General features: G+C 45.1%; 15 protein-coding genes, 1 tRNA gene, 1 riboswitch and 1 other annotated feature. Of the genes, 11 read left to right on the forward strand and 5 right to left on the reverse strand.

Annotated features, from left to right (window positions below):
* Nucleotides 1-1745 (reverse strand): PD-(D/E)XK nuclease family protein (locus tag Q0J48_RS04770; protein ID WP_296242132.1); only part of this gene is annotated, 1745 nt, incomplete at its 3' end.
* A gap of 76 nt (nucleotides 1746-1821) precedes the next feature.
* On the opposite strand from Q0J48_RS04770, the gene Q0J48_RS04775 reads away from it, so the two are divergent.
* Both Q0J48_RS04775 and Q0J48_RS04780 read left to right on the forward strand, forming a co-directional pair.
* Complete coding sequence (locus tag Q0J48_RS04775; protein ID WP_296242134.1) at nucleotides 1822-3381, forward strand: ATP-binding protein; 1560 nt, start codon at nucleotides 1822-1824, stop codon at nucleotides 3379-3381.
* The gene (locus Q0J48_RS04780; protein ID WP_296242136.1) at nucleotides 3347-4057 is read left to right on the forward strand and encodes a response regulator transcription factor; all 711 of its coding nucleotides are present in this window, start codon (nucleotides 3347-3349) and stop codon (nucleotides 4055-4057) included. The genes Q0J48_RS04775 and Q0J48_RS04780 overlap by 35 nt, the downstream gene beginning before the upstream one ends.
* Here Q0J48_RS04780 and Q0J48_RS04785 read toward each other — a convergent pair.
* Together Q0J48_RS04785 and Q0J48_RS04790 are read right to left on the reverse strand one after the other, a co-directional pair.
* Nucleotides 4052-4609 (reverse strand): chromate transporter, encoded by a 558-nt coding sequence (locus tag Q0J48_RS04785; protein ID WP_296242138.1) that lies wholly within the window; start codon nucleotides 4607-4609, stop codon nucleotides 4052-4054. The two genes, Q0J48_RS04780 and Q0J48_RS04785, sit on opposite strands and share 6 nt — an antisense overlap.
* On the reverse strand, nucleotides 4606-5157 hold the full coding sequence (locus Q0J48_RS04790; protein WP_296242140.1) for a chromate transporter: 552 nt from the start codon (nucleotides 5155-5157) through the stop codon (nucleotides 4606-4608). The genes Q0J48_RS04785 and Q0J48_RS04790 overlap by 4 nt, the downstream gene beginning before the upstream one ends.
* A 44-nt stretch (nucleotides 5158-5201) precedes the next feature.
* Between Q0J48_RS04790 and Q0J48_RS04795 the strand changes: the two genes are divergently transcribed.
* From Q0J48_RS04795 to Q0J48_RS04815, 5 genes are all read left to right on the forward strand, one after another.
* A complete protein-coding gene (locus Q0J48_RS04795; protein ID WP_296242142.1) occupies nucleotides 5202-5738 on the forward strand; it encodes a putative immunity protein in 537 nt (178 codons plus the stop codon).
* Nucleotides 5739-5796: 58 nt separating this feature from the next.
* Nucleotides 5797-5872: transfer RNA gene (locus tag Q0J48_RS04800), tRNA-Glu, on the forward strand.
* A gap of 142 nt (nucleotides 5873-6014) precedes the next feature.
* Complete coding sequence (locus Q0J48_RS04805; protein ID WP_296242144.1) at nucleotides 6015-6257, forward strand: AbrB/MazE/SpoVT family DNA-binding domain-containing protein; 243 nt, start codon at nucleotides 6015-6017, stop codon at nucleotides 6255-6257.
* Nucleotides 6251-6583, forward strand: a complete 333-nt coding sequence (locus tag Q0J48_RS04810; RefSeq protein WP_296242145.1) for a type II toxin-antitoxin system PemK/MazF family toxin — start codon at nucleotides 6251-6253, stop codon at nucleotides 6581-6583. The genes Q0J48_RS04805 and Q0J48_RS04810 overlap by 7 nt, the downstream gene beginning before the upstream one ends.
* A 137-nt stretch (nucleotides 6584-6720) precedes the next feature.
* Complete coding sequence (locus tag Q0J48_RS04815; RefSeq protein ID WP_289569876.1) at nucleotides 6721-7140, forward strand: Hsp20/alpha crystallin family protein; 420 nt, start codon at nucleotides 6721-6723, stop codon at nucleotides 7138-7140.
* 54 nt (nucleotides 7141-7194) lie between these two features.
* Here Q0J48_RS04815 and Q0J48_RS04820 read toward each other — a convergent pair whose 3' ends face one another.
* Together Q0J48_RS04820 and Q0J48_RS04825 are read right to left on the reverse strand one after the other, a co-directional pair.
* Nucleotides 7195-7743: a folate family ECF transporter S component gene (locus tag Q0J48_RS04820; protein WP_296242149.1), complete on the reverse strand. Its 549-nt coding sequence runs from the start codon at nucleotides 7741-7743 to the stop codon at nucleotides 7195-7197.
* Nucleotides 7744-7801: 58 nt separating this feature from the next.
* A riboswitch (THF riboswitch) is annotated at nucleotides 7802-7898 on the reverse strand.
* Between the two features lie 41 nt (nucleotides 7899-7939).
* The gene (locus Q0J48_RS04825) at nucleotides 7940-8389 is read right to left on the reverse strand and encodes a GNAT family N-acetyltransferase (RefSeq protein WP_296242151.1); all 450 of its coding nucleotides are present in this window, start codon (nucleotides 8387-8389) and stop codon (nucleotides 7940-7942) included.
* 152 nt (nucleotides 8390-8541) lie between these two features.
* Here Q0J48_RS04825 and pta point away from each other — a divergent pair, with 152 nt between their 5' ends.
* From pta to Q0J48_RS04845, 4 genes are all read left to right on the forward strand, one after another.
* Nucleotides 8542-9516, forward strand: coding sequence for a phosphate acetyltransferase (gene pta, locus Q0J48_RS04830; protein WP_296242153.1), 975 nt, complete (start codon nucleotides 8542-8544; stop codon nucleotides 9514-9516).
* Between the two features lie 63 nt (nucleotides 9517-9579).
* Nucleotides 9580-10065, forward strand: coding sequence for a hypothetical protein (locus Q0J48_RS04835; RefSeq protein WP_296242154.1), 486 nt, complete (start codon nucleotides 9580-9582; stop codon nucleotides 10063-10065).
* 8 nt (nucleotides 10066-10073) lie between these two features.
* Entirely contained in the window at nucleotides 10074-10343 is a 270-nt protein-coding gene (locus Q0J48_RS04840) for an ACT domain-containing protein (protein WP_296242155.1), read from the forward strand.
* 9 nt (nucleotides 10344-10352) lie between these two features.
* Nucleotides 10353-11708 carry a PFL family protein gene (locus Q0J48_RS04845; RefSeq protein ID WP_296242156.1) on the forward strand — a complete coding sequence of 452 codons (1356 nt, stop codon included), beginning with the start codon at nucleotides 10353-10355 and terminating at the stop codon, nucleotides 11706-11708.
* 68 nt (nucleotides 11709-11776) lie between these two features.
* Nucleotides 11777-11985 (forward strand) — a binding site (T-box leader).
* The last annotated feature ends 88 nt before the right edge of the window (nucleotides 11986-12073 follow it).

Below are 12073 nucleotides of genomic sequence, written 5' to 3' on the forward strand. Positions count from 1 at the left end.
TGATGTTTTTGGATCAGCTTTTCTAAGATCGCATGATAAATCGATCCCCGGATCCGGATATCTTTTAGATCTTCTCGTTCTTGAAGGCGAAGACCGTAGCGCAAAAAGTGCTGGAATGGGCAGCGGGCAAAACTTTCTAAACGCGATACAGAACCTACAAACTGGTGTGCATCAAAAAACAGGGCTTGTGCCGTCTCTTGTTCGCAAGCAAACTGCGGCTGGCTCCATCGCATCGGATCTTGGAATTCCTGAAAAACCGGGCCATGTCCAAACCATTGTTCCAGTTCATGGCTTAAGGCGTGATCTTTGCCGTTATAATCCGATTCCGCAACCAGAACATAGAGATCCTGGCAGTTCTCTAAGACCGTCCAAAGCTGTTCTCTTTGTTTTTGCAGGCGGCTGGAAAGCGACGGGAAGTCACAAGAGGCCAAGTAGGCTTCATCAAAGATCCCGGTATGCATGGAAAAGGCCGGGAAATTTGCCGCATGGGCCCCGCACAAAAAGACGGTGGAAAAGAAAGGGGTGATCTCCTTTCGGCTTCCGATCAAAACGCCTTGATGGTGCTTTATGGATTTTGAAGGGATCTTGGCTTCGATGTAGTCTTTGAAGAATTGAAGATCTTCAGCGGTCCGGATCTTTTTCCAGCTCTGTCTGAGCTGTTCCTGGATCCAGTAAAAAGCATTCAAATTATCTTCGGTACAAGGCAGCTGGTTTTGGATCGTCGTCAAGATTGCATCTAAAGTATCTATGGACCAGTTTAAGATCGCATCATGCTCCTGCAGCCAGGCTTGTGTTTGTTTGAGATGATGTTTCAAATGTTCAAACTCTTCTTGCGTAAGCAATGTGTTTTCTTCATAGACTTCCGGGAAGGAATAGGCTTGTTTCCACAAAGCGGGGAAGTTTCTCAGTGTGCTTTGGATGATCTGCCGCGTTTGCGGATAGAGCAGATCGATCAGGACTAAATAATGATCCAGATCGGGTTCCAAGATCCAGGCCAGCGCACTCAAAAAGGCAGCCGCAAACGGATTTTTCTGGTCCGAAGACAGGATCGTATAGGGGATCTGGTGCTGATCAAAGATCTGTGCCAAAACTTGTTTTTCCGCATTGTCATTGCAGCTGACAAAAACTTCGGAAGCTTCCAGATCTTGGCCCAGAATGGTCTTGGCAATCTGCTGGGCTTGCTTGCGGGGATTCCCGGTTGACCAGTAATGACGGTTTCCAGGGGCGTCAAGTTTTAAGACTTGGGCATGGCTTGCCAGCAGCTTTTGGATCCAAAGCTGTTCGGATTCAGAATATTCATAAGGCAAGATCGTTACGTTAGAGGCATCCAGATCTTTGCGCAGGATCTTAGGAATCTCGGCTTGCCAATAGGGAAGATCCTGGATCTGTTGAAGCAGAATCTTCAGATCTTTTTCTTTTTGTGTCTGTTCGGGAAGTTTGTCAAAGTCTAAGGCATAGCTTTTGGCCAAACCCGCAAAGTCGGTCAGTTCCTGAATAAAGGCAAAACTGGAACGGCTGGCATAAAATGCATTTTCTTCCGGGATCGTCTGGCAGAGCTCGCGTACCTGATAGTAAAAATCGATCGAAGTTTGGGGGTCGGTTTTAAAAAAACGCTGGATATAGCTTTGAAGGCTCAAGATCTCAAGACCTAAAGTATTTCCGTGGGTTTTTAAGATTTTCTGGTAGAGGGATAAATGTAAAGATGCGGGAGCAATCAAGATCCCTTTTTGTGGTAGATTCAACATACTTCTTATTTTATCAAAAGCGGGGGACCTTTTGAATTTTTCTGAAATATTTTTAAAATTTCGCTACAATAGAGGCATGAAAAATCCATTGAAAAAGAATGTTCTGTTTTTTCGATCCCATCAAAATATCTTGTGGGATATTATGGTCTGCGGGCTGTTGCTGCTGGTGGTGAGCGGCATAGGCAGTTTGTTTTATCGCTTGAACCTGGATGGGGCAACGATCATTCTCTTATATCTCTTAGGAGTCATGGTTGTTTCGATCTTGACGACGGCGCGTTTGACCGGCGTGCTTTTTTCGATTGCCAGTGTGCTGATCTATAACTACTTGTTCACGATTCCGCGGTTTACGTTTCATGCGTATGGCCGGGATCATTTTGCGACCTTTATGATCATGCTGGCGGCCTCGGTTCTGGCCGGATCTCTGGCTGTTCGTCTCAAGAACAATGCAAAGGCGTTTCGGCAGGATGCTTACAGTGCCAAAGTGCTGTTCAATACGTCACAGCAGCTTTCGAAAGCCAAAGGGCCGGAACAGGCGTATTCTTGTATGGCCAGACAGCTTCAAGATCTTTTCGGCTGCGGCGTGATCGTGTATCCTATCCAGGATGACCAGATCCAGGAAGCGATCACAGCGGGAACGATCTCGCAGAAGATGTTGGAAAAAGAAGAGATGCATGAGGTTCAAAAGGTTTTGAAAAAGGGCGGTTATGCGGGCATCGTATCGGGCCGGCATGCTTCTTATGCGCCGGTGCATCTGGAAAAAGAAGTTTTGGCTGTTGTCGGATTGGAGAAAGACCTGCAGAATATCGATGAATTTGAAGAAAATATTTTCTTGTCGATCCTCGGCGAGTGTGCCATGACATTAGAAAACCAGCGGGTGATCAAGGAACGCCAGGAAGCGCGGATCGAAGCGGAAAATGAACGGTTGCGGGCTGATCTTTTGCGCATGATCTCTCACGATCTGAGAACGCCGCTGACTTCGATCTACGGCAATGCGACCAATCTGCTTCATCAGGAAGAACAGATGGACCCGGTCATCAAAAAACAGGTCTATCAAGATATTTATGATGATTCACGCTGGCTGATCGAACTGGTGGAGAATCTGCTGGCGATCACGCGTTTGGATCAAAAACAAGTTGATCTGCACCGCAGCCAGGATGTTGTGGAAGATGTGATCGAGGAAGCTTTGAAACATTGTGAAGGCCATACGCAAGGACATAAGATCGTGTTTGAGCGCAAGGATGACTTTTCTCTAGCGTATATGGATGCTCGCCTGATCATGCAGGTGGTGGTGAATTTGATCAACAACGCAATCAAATATACGCCATCGGGCTCTACGATCAGGATCCAGACGCAGACAAAAGATTCGATGGTTTTTGTGACGGTCATGGATGATGGACCGGGGATCCCGGGTGAACAAAAAGAACATGTATTTGAAATGTTTTATACCGGAGCAGGCAAACTGACGGATGCCAAACGCAGTCTGGGACTGGGCTTGGCGCTTTGTAAAAGTGTGATCGAAGCCCATCATGGCAAGCTGCTTTTAGAGGACAGCGAACCTCACGGAGCCAAATTTACTTTCAGCTTGCCCCAAAGTAAGGAGGATGCAGAATATGAAGATCTTGGTCATAGAAGATGATACCACCGTTCGTCATTTGATCGCGACGACGTTGGATACGCATGGATATGAATATGAAAGTGCGAAGAATGCCGAGGAAGGCTTGGACCGGGCATCGCAGGAAGATCCCGATGTGATCTTACTGGATCTGGGATTGCCGGATCTGGATGGGATCGAGGTCATAAAAAAAATCCGCAGCTGGTCCAATATGCCGATCATTGTGATCAGTGCCCGCAGTGAAGATGCGGACAAGATCGAGGCTTTGGATGCCGGAGCGGATGATTATTTGACCAAACCGTTTTCGGTGGATGAACTTTTGGCCAGACTGCGTGTGATCCAGCGGCGTCTGGCGTATTTGAATGAACATTCTCCGCAAGAGGAGATCAGTTTTACCAACGGCGATCTTCATATCGACTATGGGGCTGCCAGCGTGACCATGAAAGGGCAGGAACTGCATCTGACGCCGATCGAATATAAGATCTTATGCCTGTTGGCAAAAAATGTCGGCCGCGTTTTGACGCATAAATATTTGACCCAGGCCATCTGGGGCACATGCTGGGAAAGCGACATGGCTTCCTTGCGTGTCTTTATGGCAACCCTTCGGCGCAAGATCGAACCCAAGGGGACCAATGTGCATTATATTCAAACGCATATCGGGGTCGGGTATCGGATGATGAAGGTCGACGAATCTTTATAACCCCAAAATGATGCCTAACAGGGCGCATAAAGAGATCAAAGCGATCGGATGCAGTTTTTTAAAGACTAGCGAGATTGCCAAAATAATCAAAAACAAGACAAAGTTCAAAGGAACAAATGTCGATAAAGACAAAGTTCCGTTAAATAATACTTGAATGATGATCCCGATGCCGGCACTGGCGATCATCGCGGCCACGGCCGGACGCAATCCGTAGAAGACGTGCTGCACGTATGGGGAGTCTTTAAACTTTTTTAAGAACTGGGCAATGATGCAGATTACGATGATGCTGGGGGCGACCAGGCTCAAGGTCGTGACGATGCCACCTAAGATCGAACCGCCGGTGGCATGATAGCCGACATATGTGGCCATATTGACACCCATGGCACCCGGTGTGGATTCACTGATAGCGATCATGTTCATCAGCATGGTCTCGTCAAACCAACCGTAGTTATCGATCATCGCATACAGAAAGGGAATCGTTGCCAGCCCGCCGCCTAAAGCGAAAAGGCCGGTCTTAAAGAATTCAACGATCAAAGAGATCCAAATACTCATGATTTATCTCCTTTCTTCATGCGGATCGTTTGTATCAACAATCCGGCAGCACCCGCCAGGACCACGATCCAGACAGTAGAAACAACCGCAAAGTAAGTCAAGACCAAGGCGGCGATAAAGATCAACAATCCTTCTTTATCTTTGATCCCGGTTTTCGCAAGTTTGACGACCGCATTCAGGATCAGTACGCAGACAGCGATCCGGATCCCGGCCAAGGCGTGCTGCACAATGGCGAGGTCGGCAAAGTTTTGAAGAATGCTCGCAATCAGCAAAATGATCACGATGCTGGGGAAGACGATCCCTAAGGTTGCGACAATGCCGCCCAGGATCCCTTTCTTGTAGTAACCGACAAAAGTAGCGGTATTGACGGCAATGATCCCCGGGGTACATTGGCCGACCGCAAAGTAGTCCATCAGCTCTTCTTCGGTTGCCCAATGTTTTGTATCGACGATCTCCTTTTGAAGCAGCGGAAGCATGGCATACCCGCCGCCAAACGTAAAGGCACCAATCTTGGTGAATGTCCAAAATAATTCTATATATGTTTTCATGGGTGCAATTATAACGTATTTTATAGGGAGTGAAAAGAGCGGATATGAATTGGATCCAAGAGGTAGAAAAACGAATCAGACAAAAGAATCAGATCTACTTTGCGAAAGATTCTTTGTTCCTGCAAGATCTTAAAGATTTGCTCGAGGCTCAAGACCATCGTGTCCTGGTGTTATGGGCTTTGGATCTGGCTCAGGAAAGTGTGCAGGCATGGGAACGCAAACATCCGCAGGAGACTCGTCCCAGACTAGCCTGTCAAGCGGCTCAAGACTGGTCGAGGGGCAAGATCAAGATGCGCGAAGCGCAAAGAAAGATCTTGGATTGTCATGCGGTAGCCAAGGAGATCGATTCACTCGAAGAGAAAGCAATCTGTCATGCGATTGCTCAGGCGTGCTCGGTTGTCCATACGCCGGGCCATGCGATGGGATATCCGATGTACGATCTGACATCTTTGGTCCATCATTACGGCTGGGACGATTGTATTTTGCCGATCAAAGAACGTAAAGAAGTCTACATCGATCATCTGTTTTATTGGAACCAAGAAATCGATAAGATCCAGCGGCCATGGGCCTCCTTTTTATAGAACCGATTTTTCACTGGCGTTTTTTTAGAGTTGGTGATAAAATGAGGGCACGTCAGATGGTGCGTTGGAGAAATGGTTAACTCACAGCCCTCTCAAGGCTGCATTTACGGGTTCGAACCCCGTACGCACTACCAATAGTCAAAGAAAGGTCGATGCTTATCGGCTTTTTTATTTTATGTTTTTTAAAGCTTCATCATCTTTTGTATAATTTGATCTACTCAAGGATGCATTGATATAAGTGTATACATAGTATATACTTATATAGAGGTGATCAATATGGCAACAAGTATCGCAAAATGGGGGAACGGTCAAGGAATCCGAATTCCAAAAGGAGTTTTAGAACGCTTAAATTGGAAGAGCGGCCAAAAAGTTGAATTGATTGTGGCTAACGACGAACTGAAGATCAGAGCTGTTCAAAAGAAAAGAAAATCGATTCAGGATCTGTTTGAAGGGTATGAAGAAAAGTACCAATGTCAAGAAATTGATTGGGGAGACCCGGTGGGTAAAGAGATATGGTAAAACAAGGTGATATCATAAAGATTGATTTAGATCCAACAAAAGGACATGAACAAGCGGGATATAGACCGGCTCTTGTCATCAGTAATAATTTCTTTAATCAAAAGACAAACATGACCATATGTTGTCCAATTACCAATACAACACGTCCCTTTCCTTTGCATGTTTCTTTGGATAGCAGAACACAGACAATAGGAAATATATTGTGCGAGCATGTAAAATCTTTAGATCTGTCCGCCAGGTCTTATAGAGTAGTGGAATCATTACCTCGTGATTTGTTAGAACAAGTCATTGATATCGTATTTTCTGAAATTGAGTCTCAGGGATAAACTCTGAGATTTTTCTTTTTAAAAAATTAGCACTTTATACTTTACAGTGCTAAAAAGCGTGCTATAATATTAGCAGAGTTAGAAATAGAGTGCTAACTCGATAGGAATTCATAAAAACTATTTTGGAGGTGACAGTTATGAAATTCTATCCAGGATTCAGAACTTTTGATTTATTTGATGATTTATTCAACAATGATTACACGACAACAAATACGTCATCGAATCTTTTGAAGACCGATATTACGGAAAAAGATGGTTACTATGAATTGAACATGGAAGTGCCGGGCATCAAAAAAGAAGATATTCAGTTAGAGTTAAAGAATGGTTATTTGAAGATCTCGGCAACTCGTCAAGGCAAGAATGAAGAAAAAGACGATCAGGGACGCATCATTCGTCAGGAACGTTTCAGCGGTTCTTGTTCTCGTAGCTTCTATGTAGGAAACAATGTCAAACAAAGCGATATCAAGGCAAGCTTTGATAACGGTGAATTAAAGATCAGCGTTCCTACTCAGGCTAAAAAAGAAGAGGAAGAAACCAAATTCATTCCTATTCAATAAAAAAGGCACTTGATCAGTGCCAAGCAGCCTTTCTGCGATGCAGGAGGGCTTTTTTTAATGGGGAATTTGATCTTTGAGACGCACACAGAGTTTCATGGTCAGATAGAGGACAAAGACATCGATGGGATACATCACGATGTTTTTGATGACCCTGGCACTCAACAAGACCCAGAAACTGTCGCCATACATCATCGACAGCCATAAGGGATTTAAGAACAGGTTGACGATCAAGACCACCGAAAGACGGGCCAGGGCACAGCGAACGACACCGATCTTTTCTTGTTTGTAGAAGAACAGTGCATAGAGAAGGGCAATCACGACCGCGTTGATCATAAACCAAGGCTGATAAGGACCGGTGGGCCGCAAGATATAATTGACCGTATCCAAGATAAAAGCGGCAATCATATTGGGATAAGGACCATAGAAATAACAGCTGCCGGCGACCGCAATCGAACCAAATGAGATCTTGAGCATCGGTGTCAGCTGGATCGAAAACATGTTTAAGATCACGTTTAAGGCACAAAACAGGCTCACGCCAACCAAGACACGAACATCTTTTAAAGATTTCGCATTTTCTTTAAAGACCGCAAAGTATTTATTCATCAAAAAAGACCTCCTTTCCCATTCGTGCAATGGAAAAAGAGATCGGTTTTGCCATTACAACAGCGGGATGCAAAATATGTATCGCAAGATTCCTTTTCGTTTCCAAACCAACTCCCCGTGTTTGGAACACTTAACGCACATATTTTTACTCTGCTTCTAAGGGCAGTATACTCCAGAATGTCACGAAAAAAAAGAGTCAGCTCTTTCTTTTCATGTAGAGCAGCGGATAAGGGTTTCCCTGTTCATCGAGTTCGGTTCGTTTGTACACTGTAAATCCCAGATGTTCATAGAATCCTTTAGCATTTGGATTTTGTTCGTTGACGGCCAGATCGTTTACAAAAAAATGCTCGATTCCATACTGTAACAGCTCTTTTCCGTACCCTTTTCCTCTTTCTTCATCGGCAATAAATAACATTTCCAAATATTGATTGGCGATCCCCATAAAACCAACCGGGATATGGTCTTCATTTTCCAAAATATTCAGATGCGGCACTTCCTGCAAAGCTTGCGGTACATATTCTTGAATGTGCTGAATTTCATCTTCGGATAAGAAATGGTGCGTCGCTTGTACCGAGCTTTTCCATACTTTCAACTGGGGTTGGATCAAAGCGGGATCGCGGTCGGTGATTTCAACGATCTTTGTCATTTTGGTCCTCCTTCTGAGACCCAGTATATGCCAGTTTGTGTGAAGACAAAAGGAAGAAAAGTCTGAATTTGAAATTGCGAAAAAGTTCACAACGTTTTTCGTGCATTAGGGATATATTTGATTTATACTAAACACGAAAGAGGTTGTGAAAAATGATAATTAATGAACTAGAAGGAAAAGTCAAAGGTAAAGGCATTCGAATCGTCTTTACAGAAGGATGGGACGCCCGCGTCCAAAAAGCAGTTATTGATTTGAAAAAGAACGACGTCGTTCACCCGATCTTATTGGGAACGCCAGGACAGATCGCCGAGTGTGCTCAAGAAAACGGATTGGATGTTTCTGGAATCGAACAGATCGACCCTGCCACTTTCGATAAGCTGGATGAAATGGCAACGAGAATGGTTGAACTTCGCCGTGGTAAAATGGATCTGGAACAATGCCGTAAAGCGATCCAGTCTTCCAACTACTTTGGAACGATGTTAGTAGAAATGGGATATGCGGACGGTCTGTTAGGAGGAGCTACGTATTCTACAGCGGATACGATCCGACCTGCTCTGCAGCTGGTCAAGACAGCACCGGGACAGCCGCTGGTCAGCTCTTGTTTCTTGTTGGTCAAAGGGTCTGAACAATATATCATGGGTGACTGCTCGATCAACATCAATCCAACACCGGATGAATTGGTAGAGATCACGATCCAGACAGCCCATACCGCAAAACAATTTGGTGTAGAACCGAAAGTCGCTTTACTTTCATATTCCAGCATGGGAAGTGCCAAAGGGGAATGTGTTGCGAAGATGACCGAAGCAGTAAAACGTTTGAAACGTATGCCGATCGATTTTGAAGTGGATGGCGAAATGCAGTTTGACTGTGCAGTCAGTGAAGAAGTTGCTTCTTTGAAAGCGCCTGGTTCTCCCGTTGCCGGTCATGCCAATACATTTATCTTCCCGAACTTATCCAGTGGAAATATCGGTTATAAGATCGCTGCCCGCTTAGGCGGATGGGAAGCTATCGGACCTGTATTACAAGGATTGAATGCTCCGATCAACGATTTGTCTCGCGGATGTACTTCACAGGAAATCTACAAGATGGCGATCGTGACAGCGGCTCAAAAATCTTTGGGAATTTAAAAGAAAATCAATTCACTGTCGTTTCTTTTTGAGACGACAGTTTTTTTGTTATATACTGGGAGCATGAGAAAAAAAGAAATATTCCCTTACGATATAGAACCGGGGGCCATCATGGATTTTGTGGATGGCAAATTCATGTTGGTGATCAAAGACAGTGAGTGGTCATCCGAAGAAATTCGTTTGTTGAATCGCGGGGCAAAGTTGCAGTTCTGTTACACGATGGATATTGCGATCTTTGTTTTCGAAGGCGGCGATATCGACAGCAGTGATTTTTATTTTAATGTCCAGGAATGTGATCAGGCCGCAGCGCTTTTGAATGCTCAGGAGCTGGATATCGAAGTCCTGCTGGTGGATCAAAAAAATCAGATCTGCTGGAAAAAGACAAAAACATTAGATAAGGAGAAAACACAAAAGCTTTTAGAATGTTTGCGTCGGCAATCCCAGACATCCTTTGCACCGGGTGAATTTGATGTCAATGTCGAAGGACTTCAAAGTGCTTACGAGCCTTTTGAATTGGAAAAATATGCCGTGTTTGAACTGGCGTTTTAGGAGGAATTATGAAAGCAATCATTACTGTAATTGGAAAAGATAAAGTGGGAATCTTGGCGATGATCGCCAATGAATGCGCCAAAGAAAATATCAACATCTTGGACGTATCGCAAACGATCGTGGATGGTTTCTTTACGATGACAATGAGTGTGGATATCCAGGGAATGGATACGGCTTTGTCTGCTTTTAGTGAAAGAATGGATGGCCTTGGCAAAGAAAAGGGTCTGGTGATCCGTGTAATGCATCAAGATATCTTTGATTCGATGCATAAGATCTAGGAGGACAGGATGCAGACACAGGAAATATTAGAAACGATCAAGATGATCGATGAAGAATATTTGGATATCCGAACGATCACGATGGGAATCTCTTTGTTGGATTGTATGGATACAGATATTCATAAGAGTTGTGAAAAAATCAAGAAGAAGATTTGTACCTTGGCTAAAGATCTGGTCAAAGTGGGTAATGAATTTGAAAAAGAATATGGAATTCCCGTTGTTAACAAACGCATCAGTGTGACACCGATTGCGATGCTGGTGGCATGTTCGGGCGGTGATCCGGTGGAATACGCTTTAACGCTGGAAGAATGTGCGCAGGAACTGGGTGTTGATTTCATTGGCGGTTTCAGCGCTTTAGTACAAAAAGGGTATGCCAAAGGCGATAAAGAACTGATTGAAGCCATTCCGCGTGCTTTGGCAGCGACTTCTCATGTCTGCGCCAGCGTTAATGTGGGATCCACGAAAGCGGGCATCAACATGGATGCGGTCAAACAAATGGGAAGAATCGTTAAAGAGTGTGCTTTGGCGACGCAAAATGATAATTGCTTGGGGGCTGCCAAACTGGTGGTTTTCTGCAATGCGGTCGAAGATAATCCGTTTATGGCCGGTGCTTTCCACGGCGTTGGCGAAGCCGACTGCGTCATCAATGTCGGGGTCAGCGGTCCTGGGGTTGTGCGGGCGGTGCTGTCCAAAGCCGATAAGAATCTGCCGATGGATAAGATTGCCGATTTGATCAAACGGACAGCCTTCAAGATCACACGGATGGGACAATTGGTCGGAACGGTTGCTTCGCAAAAACTGGGTGTTCCTTTTGGAATTGTGGATCTGAGTTTGGCGCCGACGCCGGCGATTGGCGATAGTGTTGCCTATATCTTGGAAGAGATGGGGCTGGAAACATGCGGTGCCTATGGAACGACAGCTTGTCTGGCCATGCTCAATGATGCCGTTAAAAAAGGCGGTGTGATGGCGACATCCAATGTCGGCGGTCTTTCGGGAGCGTTTATTCCGGTCAGCGAAGATGCGGGCATGATCCATGCTGCTCAAGCTGGTGTATTGAGCTTGGAAAAATTGGAAGCGATGACAGCGGTTTGCTCTGTCGGATTGGATATGATCGTTGTGCCTGGCGATACTTCAGCTTCGATCATCAGCGGGGTGATTGCGGACGAAGCTGCCATCGGTATGGTTAATTCCAAAACGACAGCGGTTCGTATCATTCCGGCCATTGGCAAAAAGGTGGGCGAAGAGTTGGATTTTGGCGGTCTGTTAGGCTCGGGACCGGTCATGCCGATTCGTCAAACGAAAAACGATGTGATGATCGACCGCGGGGGAAGGATCCCGGCGCCATTGCAGTCTTTGAAAAATTAAGGATTTCTTTTCAGAAAATCCTTTCCACTTTTGGTTGCAAAATCGAATTTCGTGTGTATAATTATCTCATAAAGACGAAGAAGAGAAGGAGTACAGAGGCTTTTCTTTACAGAGAGTCTGCGGAGGGTGCAAGCAGATAAGAAAGAATCTGGAACGTGTCTTGGAGTCGCATTGTCGAAAGAAATGAGGCAATGAACGTGTGTTCGCGTTAAGAACGAGGTGTCATCCAGAGACATGGATGGAATTAAGGTGGTACCGCGAATCAATCGTCCTTTTGAATAAAAAGGGCGATTTTTTTGTAGAGAGGAGGATGCGGATGAAAAGCGAAGACCGACGACGATGCGACGCATTCGCATCATACAATA

Source organism: uncultured Faecalicoccus sp. (assembly GCF_944325745.1).
GTDB lineage: Bacteria > Bacillota_I > Bacilli_A > Erysipelotrichales > Erysipelotrichaceae > Faecalicoccus.

Bases quoted from the DNA above. Each gene is read 5' to 3' on its own strand.
- Q0J48_RS04815 (WP_289569876.1), top strand. From the start codon at position 6,721: ATGAAATTCTATCCAGGATTCAGAACTTTTGATTTATTTGATGATTTA.
- Q0J48_RS04825 (WP_296242151.1), bottom strand. From the start codon at position 8,389: ATGACAAAGATCGTTGAAATCACCGACCGCGATCCCGCTTTGATCCAA.
- Q0J48_RS04845 (WP_296242156.1), top strand. From the start codon at position 10,353: ATGCAGACACAGGAAATATTAGAAACGATCAAGATGATCGATGAAGAA.
- Q0J48_RS04840 (WP_296242155.1), top strand. From the start codon at position 10,074: ATGAAAGCAATCATTACTGTAATTGGAAAAGATAAAGTGGGAATCTTG.
- Q0J48_RS04835 (WP_296242154.1), top strand. From the start codon at position 9,580: ATGAGAAAAAAAGAAATATTCCCTTACGATATAGAACCGGGGGCCATC.
- Q0J48_RS04775 (WP_296242134.1), top strand. From the start codon at position 1,822: ATGAAAAATCCATTGAAAAAGAATGTTCTGTTTTTTCGATCCCATCAA.
- Q0J48_RS04810 (WP_296242145.1), top strand. From the start codon at position 6,251: ATGGTAAAACAAGGTGATATCATAAAGATTGATTTAGATCCAACAAAA.
- Q0J48_RS04780 (WP_296242136.1), top strand. From the start codon at position 3,347: ATGCAGAATATGAAGATCTTGGTCATAGAAGATGATACCACCGTTCGT.
- Q0J48_RS04805 (WP_296242144.1), top strand. From the start codon at position 6,015: ATGGCAACAAGTATCGCAAAATGGGGGAACGGTCAAGGAATCCGAATT.
- Q0J48_RS04820 (WP_296242149.1), bottom strand. From the start codon at position 7,743: ATGAATAAATACTTTGCGGTCTTTAAAGAAAATGCGAAATCTTTAAAA.
- pta (WP_296242153.1), top strand. From the start codon at position 8,542: ATGATAATTAATGAACTAGAAGGAAAAGTCAAAGGTAAAGGCATTCGA.
- Q0J48_RS04785 (WP_296242138.1), bottom strand. From the start codon at position 4,609: ATGAGTATTTGGATCTCTTTGATCGTTGAATTCTTTAAGACCGGCCTT.
- Q0J48_RS04795 (WP_296242142.1), top strand. From the start codon at position 5,202: ATGAATTGGATCCAAGAGGTAGAAAAACGAATCAGACAAAAGAATCAG.
- Q0J48_RS04790 (WP_296242140.1), bottom strand. From the start codon at position 5,157: ATGAAAACATATATAGAATTATTTTGGACATTCACCAAGATTGGTGCC.